Below are 22,192 nucleotides of genomic sequence, written 5' to 3' on the forward strand. Positions count from 1 at the left end.
AGCAGTACACAGGTCGGGACCATCCGCATCAATCAGACAGTCAGCCTATCGGCCGCAATTCGGCGTGAGACGAACGGCCTAACCCGAGGGCCTGACAGGACGACCACCCCGAGGATCCCGCGCCCGATGGCCCAACGACGCCACCACCACAGGAGTCCCGGGGGGCGGCCTATCAAGGCGACCACCGTAGAGGGCCGGGGGAGACGACTCGCCAAGGCGACCACTGCGGGGTTCGGGGGGAGACGGCTTGGCAAGGCGACCACCGCAGGAGTTCGGGGGAGGCGGCCTGGCAAGTCGACCACTGCGGGGGCCTGGGGGGAGACGACTCGCCAAGGTGACCACTGCGGGGTTCGGGGGAGGCGGCCTGGCAAGGCGGCGACCACCGCAGGGGCCCGGGGGAGGCGACTCGCCAAGGTGACCACCGTCGGGGGTCCGGGGGCGAAGCCCTCCAGGCGGGCCCGGGGGTTGCACCCCCGGAGATACGACGAGCGAGCCCGGTCCGCGCTTCCCGCGGACACAGTCCACCCACTCGCTCGTGGCAACCGAGGGAGTCGAACCCTGCGCGGCTTGTGAAGGCGGCGCCCCTGACCGGCCCTGACCCTGCGGCGGGCGACGGCTGCCATGTATTCGTTCAACAAAGGGGGAGTATCCCCGCATTCCCAGCATCGCACATTCGTCACCCGTTCGGGCAGTGACGGGGTGGCGGTGATCTCGTCGTGCCGGTGATTCCCTTCCCCCGTACCGGACTGGCAGGCTGGGCGGATGGACGATCTCCTCCTCCGCCGGGTGCGGGTCGGGTTGGGCGGCGGCCTCGCCGACGTGCGTGTGAACGACGGCCGCGTGGCCGCCATCGAGGAGCCGGGCACCGGTTCGGGCTTCGCCGCGCGCGTGCTCGACGGCCACGGCGGCACGCTCCTGCCCGGTCTCGTCGACGCCCACGTGCACGCCCTGCAGTGGGCCACCTTCCGCCGGCGCATCCCGCTGGATGACGCGCGTTCGGCGGCCGAAGCGGTGGAACTGCTGCTGCGGCGGCTGTTGGAGACGTCCGACCGGCCGGGCGACCTCGTTGTCGGCGCCGGTTTCCGTGACGGGCTCTGGCCGGACAAACCGCACAAGGACCTGCTGCAGCGCGCGTTGCCGGGCCGCGCGGTCGCGTTGTTCAGCGCGGATCTGCACACGCTCTGGCTCAGTCCCGCCGCGCTCAAGCTGGTCGGCCGCGATCACCCGACGGGCGTGCTGCTGGAAAACGACTGCATGACCGCCACGGCCGCGCTGCCGTCGGCCTCACCGGACGTGCAGGACCGCTGGGTCGCCGACGCGCTCAGTGCGGCGGCTTCCCGTGGTGTGACGGGGATCGTGGACTACGAGTACGCGGACACCGTCACCGACTGGACCCGCCGTGTTGCCGCGGCGGCACCGGCGACGCGGGTGTCCTGTGTGATTTCGCGGCTGTTGCTCGACGTCGCTGTTGCCTGCGGCCACCGGACCGGTGACGTGCTGCCGGCCGGCGGCGGGTTGCTGAGCGTGGGGCCGTTCAAGTTGTTCGTGGACGGTTCGCTCAACACCCGCACCGCGTATTGCCACGACCCCTATCCGGAGTCGGATTCCCCTGGCCTGCTTGAGCTTCCGCCTTCGGAGCTCGAGCCGCTGATGCGGCGGGCGTGGGAAAACGGCCTGGTGCCGGCGCTCCACGCCATCGGCGACAAGGCCAACACCATCGCCCTCGACGCGTTCGCCGCCGCCGGCTGCCCCGGCCGCATCGAGCACGCGCAACTGCTGTCGATCGAGGACATTCCGCGGTTCGCCGGGCTGGATCTCGTGGCGAGCGTGCAGCCCGCCCACCAGCCCGACGACCGCGACGTCGCCGACCGCCACTGGTACGGCCGCACCGACCGCGCCTACGCCTACCGCGCCCTGCTGGATTCCGGCGCCCGCCTCGAAATCGGCTCCGACGCGCCGGTCGCGCCGCTGGACCCGTGGGACGGGGTCGCCGCCGCCGTGGGCCGCACGGACGACGACCGGCCGGCCTGGCATCCGGAACAGGCGATCCCGCTGGCGGACGCGTTGGCCGCGGCTTCGGGCGGACGCCGGGGGATCGCCGTCGGCGACGTCGCCGACTTGATGATCACGGCGGCCGACCCGTCGCACCTGTCCCCGGCGCAGCTGCGGGACATGCCGCTCACAGCGACGATCCTGGCCGGGAAGCCGACGCATCTGGCGTGAGCCGGCAAGCGGGCCGGTGCGGCGCGTCAGCGGGCGGCGCTACCGGCCTGCCAGCCCGAGGCCCACAACCGATCCGGCGTCACCTCACCGCGGAAGAGCGGAGCCGCGCGGGCGGCGAAGTCGGCGAAGGACGTCGGGTGGAGGCCGAGCTCCGAGAACACGGTGGTGTCCACAGTGGACTCCGGGCTCCCCGCGCGGCGGAGGCGGAAGAGCGCGGCGACGTCGTCGGCGAACTCCGCCGGGATTCCGGCCGCGACGACGCGGCGGTGATGCTCCTCAGGGGAGAGGTCGACGTAGCGGATCGGCCGTCCCACGATGCCGATCAGGATTTCGGCTACCTCCGCCATGGTCAGCGCTTGCGGTCCGGTCATCTCGTGAACGGCCGATTCGTGACCGTCGGAGGTGGCCGCGGCGTAGACGACCTTCGCGATGTCCTCGACGTCGATCGGGGCCAGGCGGGTGGCGCCGAGGGGCAGGGCGAGCTCGCCGTCGGCGAGCATGGTCGGCACTTCTCGCAGGTAGACCTGCATGAACTGGCTCGGCCGCAGGATCGTCCAGGCGAGGCCGGACGCGCGCAGGTGCTCCTCGATCCGTGCGTGCAGCCGCGCGAACCGGAAGCTCGAATCCGGGTCTGTGCCCATTCCGGACACCTTCACGACCCGCCGGACACCGCACCGAGCGGCGGCGTCGATCAGGTTGGCCTGCGCTTCGGCCATCCGGCCGTCCGCGCCGGAGATCAGGACAGCCGTGTCGACGCCGTCGAGCGCCGGGCCGAGCGTGTCCGGCGCCAGCAGGTCGCCGTGCACCGTGGAGATGCCGGGCAACGCCGGCAGTGGCCTGCGGACCAGGGCCCGCGCCGGGTGACCCTGCCGGACGAACTCGCGCACGACAGCCGAACCGGTGAGCCCGGTGCCGCCGGTGATGAGGATCATGGGGTGACTCCTTCGTCGAATTTCCCTGTCGATCCCTGTAGACGAAGCGCTGCCCGCGAACTGACCGCGGAATCCACCGGACGTCCGGCGCGTTGCCGGGGTTGTGACGCCGACCACCCTTGACGACTGGACCGACCTCGACTCCCGGCATCGGCCGGAGCTGCTGGGCTACTGCTACCGGATGCTCGGTTCGGCCGTCGATGCCGACGAAGCCGTGCAGGAGACGATGCTGCGGGCCTGGCGTGGGCGCGCCGGCTTCACCGGCGCCGCCAGCCCGCGCGTGTGGCTGTTCCGCATCGCCACGAACGTCTGCCTCGACCAGCTCCGGCGCAGGCCTCGCCGGGAGCACCCCGTCGACGTCACCGCGGCCGGCGACGCGAGTTCGCCGCTCGGCGTGGGGGAACCGGCGAGGTGGGTCGGCCCCGCACCCGATCGCTGGCTCCTGGCGCCGGGCCCCGACCCGGCGGAAACCGTGGTGCGGCGCGAATCGGTGCGCCTCGCCTTCGTCGCCGCCCTGCACACGCTGTCCGCACCGCAGCGCGCGACGCTGATCTTGCGTGATGTCCTGAAGTTCAGCGCGGACGAGACGGCGGGGCTCCTCGGCATCACCGTAGCCGCCGCGAACGGGCTGCTGCGCCGCGCGCGGGGGCGCCTCGCCGAGCGCCCGGCGCCGGCGGCCGGACTCACCGACTCCCAGCGCGCGCTGCTCGCCCGGTTCGTCGAGGCCTACGAACGCTACGACGTGCCCGCCCTCACCGCTCTGCTCCACGAGGACGCCACGCTCGCCATGCCGCCCTACGGCCTCTGGCTCGCCGGCCGGGCCGAGATCTCGCGGTGGTTCCGGCGCGAGGACAGCCCGTGCCGTGCGTCAAGGCTCGTTCCGATCGAGGCGAATGGCTCGCCCGCTTTCGCGATCTACCACGAAGAGGGCGGCTTGCAGGCCTTCGCGGTGCTGGTCGTCGACGTCGCCGGCGACCGGGTCGCCGCGCTCGAGGCGCACCTCGAGCCGCGGCTGTTCGGCCTGTTCGGGCTCCCGGCCGAGCTCGCCGTGGCTCAGTCGCCGTGCGAGTCGGAGGCGTTGACGGCGGCGACGACCTGGTCGTAGTCGCCGCGGGCTTCGCCGTAGCGGAGGAACTTGACGCGCTCGACCTGGATCTCGCGGGCGTCCGGCTGGGTCTCGATGAGGTTCATGACCTCGCTGACGAACTCGTCGAGCGGCTGGGCGTGGTCGTTGCCGGCCTGGCCGGGCAGCAGGTCCGTCTGCACGGACGGCGGTTCGAGTTCCAGGACCTTCACCGACGTGTCGGCCAGCTGCAGGCGCAGCGATTCGCTGAGCATGTGAATGGCGGCTTTCGACGCGTTGTAGCTCGGCGTCACCTTCAGCGGTGTGAAGGCGAGACCGGAGGAGACGGTCATGATCGTCGCGTCGGGGCGGGTCTGCAGGTGCTCCACGAAGGCGGCGATGAGGCGGATCGGGCCGAGCACGTTGGTGGTCACGACCGATTCCGCCGACGCGAGGAAGGACTCGGGCCGGTGCCAGTCCTCCACGCGCATGATGCCGGACATGGTGACCAGCACGTTGAGGTCGGGGTGGTTCGCGAGCACCTCCTTGGCGGCGGCGTCGAGGCTCGCGGGGTCGGTGGTGTCGATCCGCACGGTGTCGAGCCCGGGGTGCCGCACCGCGATCTCGCGCAGCAGCTCCGTGCGGCGGCCGCCGATGATCACGGTGTTGCCCTTCGCCTGCAGCTCGAGCGCGAGGGCCAGGCCGATGCCGCTGGTCGAGCCGGGGATGAAGACGGTGTTTCCGCTGATGTCCATGCCACGACTTTCGCGCTTCGCCAGGCTGAGGTGCAGAGACCGCTCATCGGGGGATCGGCGATCCCTGGTTCGCGCCCGGCGTGAGCCGGATACTGAGTGTCATGGATCGTTCGACACTGGCGGAGTTCCTGCGCCGACGCCGGGAGGCGCTGCAACCCGAGGACGTCGGCCTGCCCGCGGGCGCGCGTCGTCGCGCTCCTGGGCTGCGGCGTGAAGAGGTCGCCTCGCTGGCCGCCATGTCCACCGACTACTACACCCGGCTCGAACAGCAGCGCGGTCCGCAGCCGAGCGAGCAGATGCTCGCGTCGCTGGCCCGCGCGCTGCGCCTGGACGCCGGCGAGCGCGACTACCTGTTCCAGATCTCCGGCCGCAACGCGCCTTCGGCCGTCGCCGTTGCCACTCACGTCGCGCCGGCGTTGTTGCGGGTCCTCGACCGGCTCGACGACACGCCCGCGCTGATCCTGTCGAACCTCGGCGAGGTCCTCGTGCAGAACCGCTTCGCCGACGCCCTCTACGGCGACCACTCCCACCACACCGGCCTCGCCCGCAGCGGCATCTACCGCTGGTTCACCGACCCCGGCGAACGCCTCATCTACCCGGCCGCCGACCGCGCCCGCCAGAGCCGCGCCCAAGTCGCGGGCCTGCGCGCCGCGTACGGCTCGATGGGGCCGCAATCCCGCGCCGGCGAGCTGGTGCGGGCGTTGCAGCAGGAGAGCGCGGAGTTCGCCGAGCTGTGGGAACGGCACGAGGTGGCGAGGCGGTTCGAGGACCACAAAACGTTGATCCATCCGCAGCTGGGTCCGATCGAGGTGGATTGCCAGGCGTTGTTCACGGAGGACTGGTCGCAGTCGCTGCTGGTGCTCACGGCAGCGCCGCGGACGGAGGCGGCGGAGAAGATCCAGCTGCTCGGAGTGCTGGGGCACGAGCAGTTCCCCGCTCCGGCTCGCTGATCGGTTCGCGGTCCGTGTCCGTGGTTTTCGAGGATGTCGCCCGTTGAGGTTTCGCGCGGCTGAGTGATCCCCGCACGCCGGTGGCGGGGCCGGTGGTGGTGAAGTCCGCCGTGGTGCTGGGCGGGAGCGTCGCGGGCTGCTCGCGGCACGGGCGCTGGCGGACCACGCCGAGGAGGTCGTGGTGCTGGAGCGCGATGACCCTGGGCCCGGCGCACGGCCGGGGGCGTCGCGGGGGTCGCAGACGCACGTGCTGCTGCCGGCCGCGCTGCGCCAGCTCGAACGGTGGTTCCCCGGCTCACCCGGAAAGCCGTGGCGGCCGGGGCGAGGCTCGCGCCGGCCCGCTTGCGCAGCACGTATTCCGACGGCGTGCGCAAGATCGTCGGCTCGGACACGGACATGCTCAGCAGCAGCCGGCCGTTCCTCGTAGCGCAAATCCGGGAGCACACGGTGGCGTCGCCGAATGTCCGATCGGTCGTCGCGCGCGTGACGGGGCCGGAGTTCTCGGACACCGCGGTCACCGCCGTCCAGTGCAAGGGTGGACGGAAGGAAGCCGATTTCATCGTCGACGCCATGGGCCGCTCCAGCCGCCTCGGCGACTGGCCGCGGACGGCCGGCCGGGAGCAGCCGCCGATGACCCGCATGCGGATCGACCTGAACTACACCACCGCCGTGCTGCGCCGGACCGGTGAGCAGCCCGAGGCCCGCGCGGGCGTGTCGATGCACTCGCCGGGCGACCCGTCGGGCATCGCGGCCGCCGCCCTGTGCCAGATCGAGGACGACCAGTGGATGGTCACGCTGTCGGGCTACCTCGACCAGCGCCCGGGCTGCACGCCCGAGGACTTCGTCCACCTGTGCCGCACCGCGCTGCCCGGCGAGTTCGGCGCGATCGCCGCCGACGAGATGCTCGGCGGCATCACCACCTACCGCCACGCCGACAGCCGCCGCCGCGAGTTCCACCGCCTGCGCCGCTTCCCCGCGCGGCTCGTGGCCACCGGTGACGCCGTCGCGTCCTTCAACCCGATCTACGGCCAGGGCATGTCCTGCGCCGCCCTGCACGCTTCGTGCCTTTCGGAGTACCTGCGCAGTGGCCCTGATCTGGCCGCGCCGGCCCACACGTTCTTCGCCCTTCAACGCGTGATCGTCGACGCCGCCTGAGGCCTCTCCACGGTCGGCGACCTCGAACTGCCCCATGTGGACGGCCCCTACCCCCGCGGCTATCGCCTGCAGAAGCGGGCGATCGGGCAGATCGTGGCGGCGTCGGTGTTCGAGCCGGAGATCGCGCGCCGGTTCGACGAGGTCGCGTATCTGCTGGCGCACCCGGCGACGTTGGCTCGGCCGGGGACGTTGGTGCGGTCGATCGTGGCCAACAGGCGCGGGTGAGAGCCGGCGCGGTCACCGCCGGAGCTCGGCGCGGACCAGGAGAGCGTCGTGGTCGGTGTAGGTCGTCGGTTCGATCTCCGCACGGGGCGCCGCGAGGGTGCCGTAGGAGTGCTGGATGCCGGGGTCCTTGGCGGCGGCCGCGTCGGTCAGCGTCCACTGGCCCTGCGGCGCGCACGAAGCGTGCCGGTTGACGTCACCGGCGAAGATGGTCGGCCGGTGCCGGGCGGCGAGCACCGCGGTCAGCTCGGTGCACTGGACGGAGTTCGTCGTGCCGGGGGCCTCGCCGTCGGTCGACAGGTGGCTGGTGCAGACGTCCACTCCGCGCGCGGTCGTCACGCAGAGCCAGCGGCGCTGCTCCACGCCGCTGAACACGGAGTACGGTGCGTCCTGGGAGGCGCGGATCGTGTCCTTGGTCAGCACGGCGTTGCCGAAGAACCCGCGGCCTTCCGGTGTCTTGCAGGCCAGCGGGGCGCCGTTGTAGATCACCGTGGCGAACCGGTAGTGATAGCGGGTGCGCGCGGCGACCTGGGCCACGTCGCCGCTGCACGCCTCGTTGAGGGTGACCGCGTCGACGTTGTTCGCCTTGATCTTGGCTACGACCTCGTCGACGATCTTCGGGTACTCGGTGCCGGGGTAGCAGCCGGCGTAGCCGCTGGAGCAGACGTTCATCTGCAACAGCGAGTACGGCGACCGCCCGTGCCCGGCCTCGGTGGCACCGGCGGTGGCGAGGGGGGACAGCAGCCCGAAGGCCAGCAGACAGAACAGCACAGTGCGCAGACGCGCAGCGAAACGTTGGGTCACGAGCAGATCCTGCGGCCCGGGCCGGGCCACCCGAAGACCTCTCGGCAAGAGTTCACCGGGTGGACGTCCGGCGGGCAACCTTCATACCGGAGTTGGGCGCCTTCCGTTGCGCCACTACGGTTTCTCGCGATCGCGGACACCACCGAGGCCGCGCCGGCGGCTTCCGTCACCCACCTCCGCGTCAGCCCCGCCCCGCGGGCCGGGGCAGGTCGAGGTGCTCGCGCAGAGTCGACCCGGTGTACTCCGTGCGAAAGCGGCCCTTCGCCTGAAGCAGCGGCACCACGTGGTCGACGAAGGTGGTCAGCTCGTAGGGGAGGGTGGAGCCCATGATCGTGAAGCCGTCGACCGCGCCCGCGTCCTGCCAGGTGAGGATGTGGTCGGCCAGCTGCTCCGGCGTGCCGACGAAGTGGTACTGACCCGCACCGCTTTTCATGGCCGAGGTCAGCTCTCGCAGCGTCGCGGTCGGCTCGGCGCGGCCCGCCTCGACGAGCTGCGCCGCCCGGCTCGACGCCGCCGGCGCGTCGAGCAGCTCCGCGGGCAACGGCGCGTCCGGGACGAACGCGTCCGGATCGAGCCCGGCGGTGTAGAGCACGTTCTGCCACCGGAACTCCTCGCTGGACAGCTCCTCCAGCCGTTGGGCCTTTTCCTGCGCGGCAGCCTCGGTATCGCCGAGCGTGATCATCAACGCGGGCAACACCAGCACCTGCTCGGGCGCCCGCCCGACCGCCGCGGCCTGCGCGTGCAGATCGGTGCGGAACTTCACGGCCGCCTCCAACGACGGCGGCCCCGAGAACACCAGCTCCGCGAACCGCGCCGCCAACCCGATCCCCGCCGACGACTGTCCCGCCTGCACGAGCACCGGCCACCCCTGCGGCGACCGCGGGAACGGCAGGATGCCCTCGACGTCGTAGAACTCCCCGCGGAACCGCGGCGCGTGCAGCTTCGCGCGGTCCGCCCACACGCCGTCGGGCCGATCGCCCACGAGGGCGCCGTCCTCCCAGCTGTCCCACGCCCGCGTGACGACGTCGACGAACTCGTGCGCCCGCGCGTACCGGTCGGCGTGATCGGGGTGCGCGGCCTCGCCGAAGTTGGCCGCCGCCAGCGACGTCACGGTGGTGACGATGTTCCACCCCGCCCGGCCCCCGCTGAGGTGATCCAGCGTCGCGAACCGCCGTGCCAGCTCCCACGGCTTGTTGTACGTGGTGGACCCCGTGCCGATCAGCCCGATGTGACTGGTGACCGCCGCCAACGCGGACAGGACGGAGATCGGATCGAACTGCGTCTGCGGCAAGTGCGCCACCCGGTACTCGGGGATGGCGATGTTGTCGGCGAGGAAGATCGTGTCCAGCAGACCGCGCTCGGCCGTACGGGCGATGTCCGCGTAGTACGGCAGGCCGAGGACCCCACGTACGTCGTCGTCGACGACCCGCCACGCTGATTCGTGGTAGCCGTTGGGCCAGATGAAGGCGTTGAAGTGCAACGGTCGCGCGCTCATGAGCTGGGCTCCTCAAGCAGTGTTGTCACGGGCGTTGTGGTTCCGGCTCACCGCGGCGGCTCACAGCTTTCGGCGAGCGGTTTCGGGCCGGCCGTGTGGCGTGGCGGCTGGGGGCAGTTTGGCTGGGGTTGCCGGGGGTGGGGTTGTGGGCGGGTGCTCTCGCCGCTTTGGGGTGGCCGGGTTCGGTGGCCTGGCCGCACCTCGCCGCAGCTGCCGAGCGGTTTCGGGTTGGCCGTGTGGCGCGGCGGTTGGGGGCGGCTTGGCTGGGGTTGCCGGGTTCGGTGGCCCGACCGCACCTCGCCGCAGCTGCCGTGCGGTTTTGGGTTGGCGGTGTGGCGTGGCGGCTGTGGGCTGCTGGTCGGTGGGGTTGTGGGCGGGTGCCCTTGCGGCCATGGGGCGGCTGGTTCGGTGGCCTGGCCGCACCTCGCCGCAGCTGCCGTGCGGTTTCGGGTTGTACGTGTGGCGTGGTGGCTGTGGGCAGCTTGGTCGGTGGGGTTGCGGGCGGATGCTCTCGCCGCCTTGGGGTGGCCGGGTTCGGTGGCCCGACCGCACTTCGCCGCAGCTGCCGTGCGGTTTCGGGTGGTCGTGCGGCGTGGCGGGCTGTGGGCGGCTTGGTCGGTGGGTTTGTGGGCGGGTGCCCTCGCCGCCATGCGGCGGCCGGTTCGGTGGCCCGACCGCACCTCGCCGCAGCGGCAGGTTTGTCGGGGTGGGTGGGGTCGTAGCGGTTGGGTTGTGGTGGGTACTGCTGTGGTTGGTTGGGGTGTGGTGGCCTGATCGCACCTCGCCGTAGCCGCAGCCGCAGCCGCAGCCGTGGGTGTGGTGCTTGGGCTTGCGGGCGCCAGCGCCACCGCAGTCGGCTGGGCGGCTTCCCTTCGACCGTTCGACGCGGCGCCCGTGCCTCGCTGCGGCCGTCGGGCCGTTCGGGCGGGTTCGCCAGGGCCTCGCCCGGGTCGCAGCAGCGGCTGGGGCCCCTCCACCCCGTGGCGTCCGGGCCACAGAGCGGAGGGAACGACCGCAACCCGACCCGCCATACCGAAACCTCAGGCCAGGCCCTGCTGCTTCAGCCAGTCCTTCGCCACGTCGGCGGCCGGCTCACCGTCGGAGTCGACGCGGCTGTTGAGGTCGCGCAGCTCGTTGGTGGTCAGCTTCGCGCTGACGGCGTTGACCGCCGCCGCGAAGTCCGCGCCCCGCTCGTCGAGCACCTTCTGGCTCACCGCCGGCACGACGTTCTCCGTCGGCTCGATCCCGAGGTCGTCCTTCAGCACCACGTACTTCGAGTCGCCGGCGACCGGGCTCACCGAGTCGACCGGGATCACGGTCGCGCCACCCGAGTCGAGCTCCTGCACCCGCGGGCCGATTTCCTGCACGGTCTTGAATGTCGCGTTCGTGAGCTTGTACACGTCCTGGAAGCCCTTGAAGCACGGCAGCCGCGTCTCGCACTCCGGACCGCCCGCCATCACGACCTTGTTGAGCTTCTTCAAGTCGCCGATCGTGGAGATCCCCTTGGACTTCGCAAGGTCGGCCTTCACGATGTAGACGTCCTTGTCCTCGGCCGGCGCGTAGTTCAGCAGGCCGATGCCCTCGGGCTTGAACAGCTCGGCCAGCTGGCTGTGCTCACCGGCCGCGTCCTTCACCGCGTCCTTGCCGAAGCCCGTCGCGATGGCCGCGCCCTGGTACTCCGGCACGAACTGCAGCTCACCCTTCTTCAGCGACGGGTAGATCAGCTCGCGTGAACCCAGGTTCAGCTTGCGCGTGACCGGGTAGCCCTTCGCCTCCAGCGCGCCCGCGTAGAGCTCCGCGAGGATCTGGCTGTCGGTGAAGTTGAACGACGCCACCACGATCGGCGCGCCGCCCTTGCTCTGCGCAGCCGGCTGGTCACTGCCGCCGCCACCGCACGCCGTGAGGCCGAGCGCCGCCACGGCCAGCAGCGCCCCCGCTCGGATGGTCCGGGTCCAGCGCACGTGCCCACACTCCTCGGTTCGAGAACGGTCTTGGTGACCGATCATTGGGACCCTATAGACGGGTACCGACAGAAACCACATCGTGGGAATCACATGGGGCCGACGTCTGCTGTGGACAGCGGTTATTCCCGATTCACGGCCAGAAATATCGGTCCGAAAGGTCATGCGAGCCGATAGGTTGATCACGTGACGAGTTACGCGATCGTGGGGTCCGGCTGGCGCGCGGAGTACTTCTGGCGGCTCGCGGACGAGCTCGACTGCATCGGCGTGGTGTCGCGCAGCCCCAAGGAGCTGCCGGTGCCCGTGTTCACCTCGCTCGACGAGTGTCTCCGGCGCAAGCCCGACTTCGTGGTGACGTCGGTGCCGTGGCACGTTACGCCGGGCCTGATCCGGGAGCTCGTGGGCCGCGGCGTGCCGGTGCTCGCGGAGACGCCGCCCGCGCCCGACCTGGACGGTCTCCGGGCGCTGTGGCACGACGTCGGCGAGAGTGGTCTGATCCAGGTCGCCGAGCAGTACAGCCGGATGCCCGCCCACGCCGCCCGCATTGCGCTGGCCCGGTCGGGCGTCATCGGCGACATCACGCGCGTCGACGTGTCCTCCACTCACCAGTACCACGCCGTGTCCTCGATGCGGACCTTCCTCGGCGCCGGCCGCGGCCCGGTGGAGGTGCGGGCCACGCGGACCACCGCTTTGCTGGCCGACCCCCTGTCACGCGCGGGTTGGGCCGACGTCGTCGAGACCAAACCCGCAGTGACGACGTTCGCCACGGTGGTCTTCGCGGAGGGCCTCGGCGTCTACGACTTCACCGACAACCAGTGGCACAACCAGCTCCTGCACCGCCGCCTCCTCGTCCGCGGCACCCGCGGCGAGCTGGCCGACCAGGACGTCCTGCGGCTGACCGGCGACCGCACCATCACCCACACCCCGATCGTCCGCCGCCAGACCGGCTACGACCTCGACCTCGACGGCTTCGACACCGACCACCTCACGTTCGGCTCCGAGGTCCTCTACCGGAACCCGTACCAGGGCCGCCGCTGGAACGACGAGGAGATCGCGATCGCCACCCTGCTGGCCGACACGGGGGCTTGGGTCCGCAGTGAGGGGCCGGCGCCGTATCCGCTGGCGGACGGGATCGAGGACCACCGGATCGCGCTGGCGATCGAGGAGGCCGCGGATCGGGACGCGGTGGTGAGGACGGAGCCGGAAGCCTGGCACTGAGCCGGGAGTCGCGAGGCCGTGGTTGGCGGTGCCCTCCTCGACCGGGCAGCTTCTCGCCTTGGCGAACCCCGGCTGCGGCGCGAAGCGGCCCGACAGCCAGCGGAAGTCGCTGCTGCCGTCGAGGAAGATCTCGCCGAGCAGTTCGTCGCCACGCAGCAGGCGCCACGTTGCCCTGGGGGCGGAAGACGCCTGACAACGCTGCCAGTGGTCTGCACCACCGGAACCGATTCAGCACCGTGGTGAAACCCCCACTGGTACGCCCGGTGGATTGACGAAACCCCACCTAACGGGCAAAGATCGTAGACACCCCGATCTGACAACGTTGTCACGCCGAAAGGAACGCGATGAGAGCGCGGAAACGCGTGTTCGCCGCCTTGGTGCTCGCCAGCGCCGTGGCCACAGCGGCCACCACCACGGCAGCCACAGCCCAGGCCCAGCAAGGGCCGAAGTTCGCCGACGACCCCACCACGCTCGTCGACACCAGTATCGGCAACAACGGCGACGGGACGACGTTCCCGGGCGCCGCGGTGCCGTTCGGCATGGTTCAGCTGAGCCCCGACACCCAGCTGAACCAGTACGCCTCCTACGACTACAAGCAGGACACCATCCTCGGCTTCAGTCACACGCACCTCTCGGGCGTCGGCTGTCAGACGATGGGCAACTTCCGCTTCATGCCGACCACCGGCGCCGTCACGTCGTCGGATCCGGCGCAGTACGGCGCGAAGTTCAGCCACGCCAACGAAACCCGCGCGCCCGGCTACTACGGCGTGAAGTTCGACAACGGCATCCAGGCCGAGCTCACCGCGACGCAGCGCACGGGCCAGCACCGCTACACCTACCCCGCCGGCTCGGGACCCGAGAACGTGCTCATCGAGGTCGGCCAGAGCAACGGTTCGACCTACGCCGGCGACGTCCACGTGGTCGGCGACGACACCGTCGAAGGCTGGCTGCAGGGCGGCAACTTCTGCGGCGAGACCGGCAAGGAGCGCTACCGGATCTTCTTCAGCGCCAAGTTCGATCGCACGTTCCAAAACTTCGGCACCTGGACCGACGGCACGATCACCCCGAACCAGCGCGACGCCTCACGCGGCACCCAGCGCGCCGGCGCCTACTTGACGTTCGACCCCAATCAGAGTCGCGACGTCGGCGCGTCGGTCGGCCTGTCCTACACCTCGGTCGACGGCGCCCGCCTCAACCGCAAGGCCGAGCAGCCCAAGTCGTTCGACAAGGCGCGTTCACAAGCGCACAACACCTGGCAGGACGAGCTCAACCGCATGCGGGTGGCTGGTGGAACAACACCAGACCAGCGTACGTATTACACCGCGCTCTACCACTCGCTGCTGCACCCGTCGATCGGGTCCGATGTGGACAATCGCTACCGCGGCTTCGACGATCAGGTGCACAAGGCGGATTCGACGTACTACCAGATGTTCTCGCTCTGGGACACCTACCGCTCGCAGAACCAGCTCGTGGCGCTGCTGCATCCGGACAAGGCCGCCGACATGGCGAAATCCGTGTTGCACATCTACCAGGATGGTGGCTGGTTACCACGCTGGGGCCTCGGCAACAGCGAGACCAACGTGATGTCCGGCGACCCCATCACCCCGTGGGTCGTGGACATCTACAACCGCGGCCTGCTCGACAACCGCACCGCGCGCGGCCTGTTCGACGCGCTCTGGAAGAACGCCAACGAGGTCCCCGCCGACCAGTCGATCTTCCGCGGCCGCGACGGCAACCCCAGCTACGTCCAGAACGGCTGGGTCGCCTACCAGAACCTGCCCGGCTACAAGTTCGGCGACAGCCGCCAGGCCGGCTCCGCCACGCTGGAGTACGCGCTGGGTGACTGTTCGCTTTCCACCATGGCGGCGGGACTGGGTTACCAGGACAAGGCGAAAACTCTCGCGTCGCGCTGTGACAATTTCACCAAACTCTGGGACCCGACGATCACCTCCCAGGGCTTCAACGGTTTCCCCGTCCCGAAGAACGCCGACGGCTCCACCGTCGGCAACCCTGACCCCACCCAGACCAACGCCTTCCACGAGGGCACGGCCTGGCAGTACCAGTGGATGGGCCAGCAGGACCCGCAGACCCTCTTCGGGCTGATGGGCGGCGCCGGGCAGGCCGAGCAGCGGCTCGACAAGTTCTTCGACATGCCCACCGTGCTCACCGACCCGGCGAAGGCCGCCGCGGACTCCTGGGTGACGGGCGCCTACGACTACCACAACAACTTCGCGTTCAACCCCAACAACGAGCCCGACTTCGCCGCCCCGTGGATGTACACGTGGACCGGCGCGCCGTGGAAGACGTCGGCCGTGCTGCGCGCCATGCGCACGCTCTTCACCGACAACGTCTACGGCATGCCCGGTAACGACGACCTCGGCGCCACCTCGTCGCTGCTCGTCTTCGCCATGGCGGGGATCTTCGAGGCCCAGCCCGGCTCCGCGACCTACGTGATCACCGCGCCCATGTTCGACAAGGTCGAGATCCGGCCCGAGCACGGCCGCACGATCAGCATCGAGGCCCCGGGCGCCAGCGCTTCGAAGCTGCAGTACGTGTCCTCGGTCAAGACCGACGGCCCGGGCAACGGCGGCAAGCTGCGGCAGAGCTGGTTGTCGCACAAGGACCTGCTGCGCGCGGGAACCATCAAGATTCAGCTCTCGGACACCCCGACGAGCTGGGGCGTCAACGCCGGTCCGCCGGCGGTGGCGCGCGCCTGACAAGTCCGGGGTTGCGGTCCAACAGGGCCGCAACCCCGGGCTTCAGCGCTGCTTCTGTGGCAGGGCTTCAGTGCTTCGCTTGCAACGCGCGGAGGACGCCCTGCCACGCTTCGCGCGAGACGGTGAGTTGTCCCGCTTCGCGATTCTTGGTGTCCCGGACACCGATCTCTTCCGAGACAGCGATCTCGACGCAGTTGGAATTATCCATACTGTAGGACGACTTCCGCCACTGAGCAGCCTGCATGTTTGCCCTCCGCCTACGTCGCTGCCTCCGCGATCATCGCGCGGCTGGCCTCCTCGCTCAATGCCTCTCCGGCGAGAAGCTTAGCAAGTGCAAGATAGGGACCCCAATCCTTATCGCTGCTGAGGAACGAGGTCGTGCTGTACTGCTCCAGGAGGACAATCGGATTTCGATGGTCGTATTCGTAAACAACGAATGACCCGGCCATGCCGGGATGGAATCTTGGTTGGCGTGGCAACACTCGCAGGCTGATGTTGGGTCGCTCGGACATGGCCAGCAGGTGGTCCATCTGATCGGACATGACCCAATCCGGGGCAATCGGCTCATCAATGGCATGGGTGCCGACAATGGCAAGGTATTTGATCGGGTCGCGTTCGGTGAGGATCTTTTGCCGGTTCAGGCGTACTCGTATTCGGGCATCGATTTGGTCGGCATTGAGTCGTCCTTCGAAAAGTGTGCGAGCATAATCCGGAGTTTGCAACAGCCCGGGAATGACGTTGAGAGACCAATCGGTGATCGTGCTCGCGCCCTGCTCGTATTGCAGGAGTGTAGTCAATTCCGGAGTCAGTTCGGCTTGTCCGGCCGCCATCCAGTTCGGATCGCGCAGATGTCGGGACAAGTCCATGATCCGGCGCTTCGGCTCGCCGATCACCCGCAAGTAGCCCAGCAGGGTAGCCACGTCCTCGGTGGACGGCATGCGGGTTCCGGCTTCCCAGTGCGCAACGAGACTCGGGTTCAGGTCGAGTGCCCGCGACAGTTCGCGAAGGCCGAACTTCTTCGCTTCGCGCACTTCGCGCAGCGCCGCACCCAGCGCCACTGCGCGCGGGGTGCCAGAAGGCTTGGTCATGGGCGTCATCATACGTATTCGGATGATCACCCGGGCCGCGCTTGGCGTTTACCGGCGTTGACAGAAGGCTGTGTTCAGCACGTTGCTGAATAGGGGAGACCGCTGTGTTGAGATGGCAGCAGGCCGAGGGTAAACGGCACGCCCTCGAAGGGCCTTTCGCGCCGCGTCCGGAGGAATCGTTCGTCGCGTTGTGCGGGGTGGAGGTGACCGTCGCGCGGGACGACGTTCCGCAGCTCGGCGGGAATTGGTTCGATCCGACGTGTGTGGTGTGTTCGTCGGCGTGGTTGAGTCGGACGTGAACGACACCTTGCTCCTCGATCGGATCCGGGATCTGCACGCTTCACTGGGCGCGGATCTGGCGTTCCTGGCGCGCACGTTCGAGGAAGACCTGCCCCGCCCCGACGCGCTGCGCGACCTCGGCGAGCGGCTGCTCGACCTGGGCGGTGCGCTCGTGGCGAGGTCGGACGAGCTGAACGCGGCCATACTCGCCGTGCTGCCGCCCGACGGGTGGCTGCCCGAGGCCGGCACGCGCCGCCACGTGATCGGGGTGGTGCACCAGGTGGGGCCGAGGCCGTTGCGGTGCGGGAACGTGTTCCTGGCGCTGTGCGGTTCGGCGTGTTACCCGTTCTACGGCCGCGACGCCACGAACCGCGCGGCGCGCCACGAAAGGTGCGAATCGTGCCAAGTCTGGCAGGGATCCTCCTGACGGGTGCCCACGGGCGCCCGACCCGAGCGTGACCGGCGGTTTTCGTGTTGGCTGGACCGATGGCGGAGCCGAACCAGGAGAACCAGCAGAACCAGGAGAAGACCAGCACTGACCGGCTGTTCCGGATCGCGATCGCGCTCAAGGGGCTCGACGGCGCGGTGCAGCTGGTCGGGGCGCTGATTCTGGCGTTCATCCCGTCGACGGTGGTCACGGGCTTCACCCACGCCGTGATCACGCGCGACCTGCTGGGCGACCCGTCGGGCACGCTCGCCCACCACTTGGAACTGGCGACCGAGCACTTCGTGAGCGGTGGCACGAAGACGTTCGCGGTGGCATACCTGCTGGCCCACGGCGTGATCAAGCTGCTGCTGGTGTGGGCGCTCGCGCGCAAGTGGATGCGGGCGTACCCGGTGGCGATGGTCGTGCTGGGCGCGTTCGTGGTCTACGAGGTGTACCGGGCGATCAACACGCATTCGATCGCGCTGCCGTTCTTCGCGGCGCTCGACGCGGTGATCATCGTGCTCGTGTACCGCGAGTACCGGCAGCTGCGCCGGGAACGCGCCCGTCAACGTGAGTCAGACGGCCCTGGTTCGGGCGGCTCGGATTCGGGCAGCGCGGATTCAGGCAGCTGAGGGAAATCGCTCGGTGACGATGGCGGCCACGTCCACCTCCGGCTGTTCGACGAAGAGCGCGGTGGCGTTGTCGGTACCGCCGAGGGTGATGGCTGCCTCGACGAGCGCCGCGGCGCCGCGCTCGGGGTCGGCCAGGATCTCGTCGATGGTCGCGGGCGGGAGGACCTTGTGCACGCCGTCGCTGGTGAGCAGCAGCCCTCTGCCGACGACCTCCGCGGTGCCGATCTCGTCGGGCTTCGTGGTGCGCACGCTCGTGGTGACCATGTGCTCCATGCGCGAGGAGTACGGCTGGTGGCGCGCGCGGAAGTACTCGGCCAGCGTGTGATCGGTGGTGAGCTTGCGGATCATGGTGCCGTCCCAGGCGTATGCGCGGGAATCGCCGACCCACGCGATGCGGTAGCCGCCGGGGAAGGGCATGGCGACCACGAGCACGGCGTCGCCGGTGCCACCGAGCTCGCGCAGGGCGCGCTGGGCGTTGAGGATCGCGGCGACGGGTCCGCTCTGCACGGGCGTGCGCGCGGCGGCCGCCGCGGCGGTCTGGGCGGCGCGGCCGGCGCCGGGGTCGTCGCCGACGCCGTCGGCGAGTGCGAAGGTGATCCCGGGCGCGCCGGCGAGGGCGTAGGCGCTCACGGCGTCGGCGTTGCGCTCGCGTGGGCCCTGGGCGCTGGCGGTGTGCCAGCGTGGGTATCCGGCCATCGTGACCTCCCCGGTATTCGCGGCTTCCCCCTGCACTTTCCAGAATGCGCTCGTTTCCTGGGAACAGACTGAGACCCGGCTGTTTTTCCCCTGTTGGCCTAAACCACCGCTTCACACGCTGCGCCGAACACGCCGAAGGCCACCTCGCCCTGCTGGGCGAGGTGGCCTTCCCGCTCGGGCTACTTCGTGAGGTCGTAGACGGTCGAGTTGCCGACGGTGGTGGCGGTGAAGTTCGCCGCGACCCACTCGGTGATCTCACTGGAGCCGCCGCCGGGTCCGCCGCCGCGGCCGCCGTCGACGTAGTAGGAGACCTGGCCGTTCGCCACGTACTGCTGGAACTGCGCCAGTGTGGGCGTCGGGTCGCTGCCGTCCCAGCCGCCGATGCCGATCACGGACCTGCCGCTGGCGAGCTCCAGGCTCGCGGCAGACTGGGAACCGGTGGTCGCGGCGGCCCATTTCGTGGTGGTCTTGGCCAGCAGCGCGGTGAGCTCGCTGCTCGTCTGCTCCACACCTGGACCGCCGCCGAACCCGCCGAACCCGCCGACGCCTCCGGTGCTCGGGCCGGACGTCGGGATCGAGCCGGTGTGGGGCTGGGCGGCCGTTTCGACGGCGTAGGCGGCGGTGCCGAGCCCGAGCGTCAGCACGCTCGCGGCGGCCAGGGTCACCAGCGCCTTGCGCACCGGGGGCACGCCGAGGACCACGACCGTCGCGACGAGAACGCCCAGAACCACGATGATCCACCGCAGCGCGGGGAACCAGCCGGGTGTGCGGTCGAGGAGGATGAAGCTCCACACGGCCGTCACGGCGATCATCGCACCGAGCACCACCCGCGCCGCGGTGTTCGCCCGGCCGCGCCACAGGGCATGGCCGGAAATCGCGACCACGGCGGCGATCGCCGGGGCGAGCTGCACGGAGTAGTACGGGTGCACGATGCCGCTCATGAGGCTGAACACCAGGCCCGTGACGAGCAGCCAGCCACCGCAGAGCAGCAGGGCCGCGCGGGTGCGGTCGGTGCGGGCGGCGCGGCGGGTGAACCAGAGGCCGGCGACGAGCCCGATGATCGCGGCCGGAAGCAGCCACGACACCTCCGTGCCGAAGCTGGCGCCGAACATGCGGCCCAGGCCGCTGCTGCCGCCGAACATCGTGTTGGCGCCGCCCGCGCCGCCGAACCCGCCGCCACCGCCCGGGCCCTCGCCGCCGAAGATGCGGCTGAGGCCGTTGTAGCCGAGGGCGAGTTCGAGCAGGCTGTCGGCGGTGGAGCCGCCGATGTAGGGGCGCGAGGCCGTGGGCCAGATCTCGACGAGCGCCACGAACCACCCGGCGGACACGATCACCGCGAGGCCCGCATACAGCAGGTGCAGCACGCGTTTGCCGGGCGACGTCGGCGCGGCCACGAGGTAGGCGAGCGCGAACGCGGGCAACACGGTGAAGGCCTGCATCATCTTCGTCAGGAAGCCGAACCCGACGGCGACCCCGGCGAGTGCCAGCCACATCGGGCTCGACTTCTCCACTGCGCGCACGGTGAAGTACGCGGCGGCGATGAGCAGGAGCACGAGCAGGGCGTCGGGGTTGTTGAAGCGGAACATCAGTGCGGCCACGGGCGTCAGCGCGAGACCTGCGCCGGCGAGGAGGCCGGGGACTGGACCGGAGACGCGGCGGACCGTGAGGTAGAGCAGGCCGACGGACGCGACGCCCATGAGCGCCTGCGGGGCCAGCACCGTGAAGCTGGAGAAGCCGAAGATGCGGGCGAAGGCCGTGCCGACCCAGAGGGCGGCGGGTGGTTTGTCGACGGTGATCACGTTGCCGGAGTCGAGGGAACCGAAGAGCCAGGCTTCGACGTTCTGCGTGCCGGACTGCACGGCGGCGGCGTAGAAGGAGTTGCCGAAGCCCGAGGCGGTGAGGTTCCAGAAGTAGAGGACGGCCGTGAGGGCCAGGAGGCCGAACACGGCCGGCCGGTGGTGTTCCTTGCGGTGTGCGGGTTTCTGTCTGGCAGGGACGGCGAGCGTGGCGGTCATGGGGTCTCCTCGGACGGGCGCCGGCGGGGGTTGAACACCCAGCCGCGCAGCAACAGGAAACGCAGCACCGTGGCGGCGAGGTTCGCCAGCACGAGCACGGTGGTCTCCAGCCCGAGCCCGGGGTGGGTCGTGTGGTTGAGCAGGGCCAGCGAGCCGCTGGTGAGCACGAGGCCGAGGCCGAACACGATCAGGCCCTCGAACTGGTGCCTCCCGGCGCCGCCGCGGCCGCGGACGCCGAACGTGACGCGCCGGTTCACCGCCGTGTTGGCGACGGCCGTGACGAACAGGGCCAGAAAGTTCGCCGGCTGCGAGCCGATCCCGTTGCGCAACAAGAGGAACAGCAGCAGATACGCGGCGGTGCTGGCGACCCCGACGACGGCGAAGCGCACGAGCTGCTTCACAAGGCCGGGCGAGACGCCGGGCGCGGTGACGCCGATGGGCTCGCGGCCGAGCTGCTCGCGCAGGCGGCGCACGGGGATCTCGCCGGTCAACGTGGCGCGCGTGATGCGCACGATGCCCTTGAGGTCTGCGGTGGCGGTCTTGACGATGTGGACGGAAGACTCGGGGTCGTCGACCCAGTCGACCGGGACCTCGTGAATCCTCAGGCCCGAGCGCTGCGCGAGGACAAGGAGTTCGGTGTCGAAGAACCAGCCCGTGTCCTGCACGTGGGGGAGCAGGCGGCGCGCGACGTCGGCGCGGATGGCCTTGAAGCCGCACTGCGCGTCGGAGAACCGGGCGGCGAGCGCGCTCTTGAGGATGAGGTTGTAGCAGCGCGAAATGAACTCACGCTTGGGGCCTCTGACGACGCGCGCACCCCGTGCGAGCCGGCTGCCGATGGCGAGGTCCGAGTGTCCCGAGAGCAGCGGGGCCACGAGCGGCTGCAGGGCGGCGAGATCGGTGGAGAGGTCGACGTCCATGTAGGCCAGCACCTGGGCGTCCGAAGTGGACCACACGGCGTTCAGCGCACGGCCGCGGCCCTTCTCGTCGAGGTGGCGCACCTCGACCTGCGCGAACTCTCTGGCGAGGGTTTCTGCCACGTGGAGCGTCTTGTCGGTGCTCGCGTTGTCCGCGATGGTGATGCGGTAGGCGTAGCCGGCGTGCTCCTCGAGGTGCGCGTGGAGCCGGCGGATGCAGGGCTCCAGGTCGGTTTCCTCGTTGTACACCGGGATCACGACGTCGAGCACCGGCTGCGGCCCGCCGAGGCCGACCGGCGTCGACCCGGGGCGAGGCTGGGGCACCTGTGCGGGGGCTCCTGCTCCGTTTTCGGCTCCGTTTTCGGCTCCGTTCCGGGAGGGTGCGGTGGCGTTCATGGGAGCCATCGTTCGGCGCCCGGCTTTGGCCGGCTTGTGGCGCCGCTGTGGGCCGCCTGTGGGTCGCTGCTCTATCGGGTGATCTTGAACGGCTGGGGTGCTCGCCGTGCCGCCCGGCGTTCAGCGCCGAGAGCCGCCGGGGAACTCACCGACGGGCACAGCCGCCTCACCGGAAACGGCGGGGCAGACCCAGGCCGCGACGCCGTCGAGGACGAGCGGGTCATGGGATGGCCGTGGTCACGGTTGGCAC

At 70.2% G+C, this 22,192-nt stretch carries 20 protein-coding genes; 10 read left to right on the plus strand and 10 right to left on the minus strand.

Annotation, left to right across the window (positions count from 1 at the left end):
* Positions 1 to 762: 762 nt before the first annotated feature.
* Positions 763 to 2,223 (plus strand): amidohydrolase family protein, encoded by a 1,461-nt coding sequence (locus AB0383_RS37485; RefSeq protein WP_366189805.1) that lies wholly within the window; start codon positions 763 to 765, stop codon positions 2,221 to 2,223.
* 26 nt (positions 2,224 to 2,249) lie between these two features.
* Here the strand turns inward: AB0383_RS37485 and AB0383_RS37490 are convergent, their stop codons facing one another.
* A complete protein-coding gene (locus AB0383_RS37490) occupies positions 2,250 to 3,155 on the minus strand; it encodes an SDR family oxidoreductase (protein WP_366189806.1) in 906 nt (301 codons plus the stop codon).
* Between the two features lie 103 nt (positions 3,156 to 3,258).
* Here AB0383_RS37490 and AB0383_RS37495 point away from each other — a divergent pair, with 103 nt between their 5' ends.
* Positions 3,259 to 4,260: an RNA polymerase subunit sigma-70 gene (locus AB0383_RS37495; protein ID WP_366189807.1), complete on the plus strand. Its 1,002-nt coding sequence runs from the start codon at positions 3,259 to 3,261 to the stop codon at positions 4,258 to 4,260.
* Here the strand turns inward: AB0383_RS37495 and AB0383_RS37500 are convergent.
* Positions 4,209 to 4,973 (minus strand): SDR family NAD(P)-dependent oxidoreductase, encoded by a 765-nt coding sequence (locus tag AB0383_RS37500; RefSeq protein ID WP_366189808.1) that lies wholly within the window; start codon positions 4,971 to 4,973, stop codon positions 4,209 to 4,211. The two genes, AB0383_RS37495 and AB0383_RS37500, sit on opposite strands and share 52 nt — an antisense overlap.
* A 101-nt stretch (positions 4,974 to 5,074) precedes the next feature.
* Here AB0383_RS37500 and AB0383_RS37505 point away from each other — a divergent pair, with 101 nt between their 5' ends.
* From AB0383_RS37505 to AB0383_RS37515, 3 genes are all read left to right on the plus strand, one after another.
* Positions 5,075 to 5,923, plus strand: a complete 849-nt coding sequence (locus tag AB0383_RS37505) for a helix-turn-helix transcriptional regulator (RefSeq protein WP_366189809.1) — start codon at positions 5,075 to 5,077, stop codon at positions 5,921 to 5,923.
* 282 nt (positions 5,924 to 6,205) lie between these two features.
* Positions 6,206 to 7,078: a hypothetical protein gene (locus AB0383_RS37510; RefSeq protein WP_364173209.1), complete on the plus strand. Its 873-nt coding sequence runs from the start codon at positions 6,206 to 6,208 to the stop codon at positions 7,076 to 7,078.
* 36 nt (positions 7,079 to 7,114) lie between these two features.
* A complete protein-coding gene (locus AB0383_RS37515) occupies positions 7,115 to 7,303 on the plus strand; it encodes a hypothetical protein (protein ID WP_364173207.1) in 189 nt (62 codons plus the stop codon).
* A gap of 12 nt (positions 7,304 to 7,315) precedes the next feature.
* Here the strand turns inward: AB0383_RS37515 and AB0383_RS37520 are convergent, their stop codons facing one another.
* From AB0383_RS37520 to AB0383_RS37530, 3 genes are all read right to left on the minus strand, one after another.
* Positions 7,316 to 8,104, minus strand: a complete 789-nt coding sequence (locus tag AB0383_RS37520; RefSeq protein WP_364173204.1) for an endonuclease/exonuclease/phosphatase family protein — start codon at positions 8,102 to 8,104, stop codon at positions 7,316 to 7,318.
* A gap of 181 nt (positions 8,105 to 8,285) precedes the next feature.
* Entirely contained in the window at positions 8,286 to 9,599 is a 1,314-nt protein-coding gene (locus AB0383_RS37525) for an NtaA/DmoA family FMN-dependent monooxygenase (RefSeq protein ID WP_364173202.1), read from the minus strand.
* A 1,040-nt stretch (positions 9,600 to 10,639) separates the two neighbouring features.
* Positions 10,640 to 11,560, minus strand: coding sequence for an ABC transporter substrate-binding protein (locus tag AB0383_RS37530; protein WP_364173200.1), 921 nt, complete (start codon positions 11,558 to 11,560; stop codon positions 10,640 to 10,642).
* 186 nt (positions 11,561 to 11,746) lie between these two features.
* Here AB0383_RS37530 and AB0383_RS37535 point away from each other — a divergent pair, with 186 nt between their 5' ends.
* Both AB0383_RS37535 and AB0383_RS37540 read left to right on the plus strand, forming a co-directional pair.
* On the plus strand, positions 11,747 to 12,778 hold the full coding sequence (locus AB0383_RS37535) for a hypothetical protein (protein ID WP_364173197.1): 1,032 nt from the start codon (positions 11,747 to 11,749) through the stop codon (positions 12,776 to 12,778).
* Between the two features lie 344 nt (positions 12,779 to 13,122).
* The gene (locus tag AB0383_RS37540; RefSeq protein WP_364173195.1) at positions 13,123 to 15,495 is read left to right on the plus strand and encodes a GH92 family glycosyl hydrolase; all 2,373 of its coding nucleotides are present in this window, start codon (positions 13,123 to 13,125) and stop codon (positions 15,493 to 15,495) included.
* A gap of 67 nt (positions 15,496 to 15,562) precedes the next feature.
* On the opposite strand, the gene AB0383_RS37545 is transcribed toward AB0383_RS37540, so the two are convergent.
* Positions 15,563 to 15,739 (minus strand): DUF397 domain-containing protein, encoded by a 177-nt coding sequence (locus AB0383_RS37545; RefSeq protein WP_364173192.1) that lies wholly within the window; start codon positions 15,737 to 15,739, stop codon positions 15,563 to 15,565.
* Between the two features lie 13 nt (positions 15,740 to 15,752).
* Positions 15,753 to 16,583, minus strand: coding sequence for a Scr1 family TA system antitoxin-like transcriptional regulator (locus AB0383_RS37550; RefSeq protein ID WP_364173189.1), 831 nt, complete (start codon positions 16,581 to 16,583; stop codon positions 15,753 to 15,755).
* A gap of 104 nt (positions 16,584 to 16,687) precedes the next feature.
* Here AB0383_RS37550 and AB0383_RS37555 point away from each other — a divergent pair, with 104 nt between their 5' ends.
* From AB0383_RS37555 to AB0383_RS37565, 3 genes are read left to right on the plus strand one after another with little or no spacing between them, the layout of a single operon-like run.
* The gene (locus tag AB0383_RS37555; protein WP_364173186.1) at positions 16,688 to 16,882 is read left to right on the plus strand and encodes a zinc finger protein; all 195 of its coding nucleotides are present in this window, start codon (positions 16,688 to 16,690) and stop codon (positions 16,880 to 16,882) included.
* Entirely contained in the window at positions 16,879 to 17,289 is a 411-nt protein-coding gene (locus AB0383_RS37560) for a hypothetical protein (RefSeq protein WP_364173183.1), read from the plus strand. Before AB0383_RS37555 ends, AB0383_RS37560 begins: the two co-directional genes overlap by 4 nt.
* A gap of 59 nt (positions 17,290 to 17,348) precedes the next feature.
* Positions 17,349 to 17,921: a DUF2127 domain-containing protein gene (locus tag AB0383_RS37565; protein WP_364173180.1), complete on the plus strand. Its 573-nt coding sequence runs from the start codon at positions 17,349 to 17,351 to the stop codon at positions 17,919 to 17,921.
* On the opposite strand, the gene AB0383_RS37570 is transcribed toward AB0383_RS37565, so the two are convergent.
* From AB0383_RS37570 to AB0383_RS37580, 3 genes are all read right to left on the minus strand, one after another.
* A complete protein-coding gene (locus AB0383_RS37570; protein WP_364173177.1) occupies positions 17,910 to 18,617 on the minus strand; it encodes a serine/threonine protein phosphatase in 708 nt (235 codons plus the stop codon). The two genes, AB0383_RS37565 and AB0383_RS37570, sit on opposite strands and share 12 nt — an antisense overlap.
* 179 nt (positions 18,618 to 18,796) lie before the next feature.
* On the minus strand, positions 18,797 to 20,632 hold the full coding sequence (locus AB0383_RS37575) for a glycosyltransferase family 39 protein (protein WP_366189810.1): 1,836 nt from the start codon (positions 20,630 to 20,632) through the stop codon (positions 18,797 to 18,799).
* Positions 20,629 to 21,942 carry a bifunctional glycosyltransferase family 2/GtrA family protein gene (locus AB0383_RS37580; protein ID WP_366189811.1) on the minus strand — a complete coding sequence of 438 codons (1,314 nt, stop codon included), beginning with the start codon at positions 21,940 to 21,942 and terminating at the stop codon, positions 20,629 to 20,631. The genes AB0383_RS37575 and AB0383_RS37580 overlap by 4 nt, the downstream gene beginning before the upstream one ends.
* Positions 21,943 to 22,192 lie beyond the last annotated feature (250 nt).

The sequence above is a fragment of the Amycolatopsis sp. NPDC051373 genome (assembly GCF_040689465.1).
Classification (GTDB): domain Bacteria; phylum Actinomycetota; class Actinomycetes; order Mycobacteriales; family Pseudonocardiaceae; genus Amycolatopsis.

Coding starts and splice junctions, on each gene's coding strand:
- AB0383_RS37485 (WP_366189805.1), top strand. CDS start 763: ATGGACGATCTCCTCCTCCGCCGGGTGCGGGTCGGGTTGGGCGGCGGC.
- AB0383_RS37490 (WP_366189806.1), bottom strand. CDS start 3,155: ATGATCCTCATCACCGGCGGCACCGGGCTCACCGGTTCGGCTGTCGTG.
- AB0383_RS37500 (WP_366189808.1), bottom strand. CDS start 4,973: ATGGACATCAGCGGAAACACCGTCTTCATCCCCGGCTCGACCAGCGGC.
- AB0383_RS37505 (WP_366189809.1), top strand. CDS start 5,075: ATGGATCGTTCGACACTGGCGGAGTTCCTGCGCCGACGCCGGGAGGCG.
- AB0383_RS37525 (WP_364173202.1), bottom strand. CDS start 9,599: ATGAGCGCGCGACCGTTGCACTTCAACGCCTTCATCTGGCCCAACGGC.
- AB0383_RS37540 (WP_364173195.1), top strand. CDS start 13,123: ATGAGAGCGCGGAAACGCGTGTTCGCCGCCTTGGTGCTCGCCAGCGCC.
- AB0383_RS37545 (WP_364173192.1), bottom strand. CDS start 15,739: ATGCAGGCTGCTCAGTGGCGGAAGTCGTCCTACAGTATGGATAATTCC.
- AB0383_RS37550 (WP_364173189.1), bottom strand. CDS start 16,583: ATGACCAAGCCTTCTGGCACCCCGCGCGCAGTGGCGCTGGGTGCGGCG.
- AB0383_RS37565 (WP_364173180.1), top strand. CDS start 17,349: ATGGCGGAGCCGAACCAGGAGAACCAGCAGAACCAGGAGAAGACCAGC.
- AB0383_RS37570 (WP_364173177.1), bottom strand. CDS start 18,617: ATGGCCGGATACCCACGCTGGCACACCGCCAGCGCCCAGGGCCCACGC.
- AB0383_RS37575 (WP_366189810.1), bottom strand. CDS start 20,632: ATGACCGCCACGCTCGCCGTCCCTGCCAGACAGAAACCCGCACACCGC.
- AB0383_RS37580 (WP_366189811.1), bottom strand. CDS start 21,942: ATGAACGCCACCGCACCCTCCCGGAACGGAGCCGAAAACGGAGCCGAA.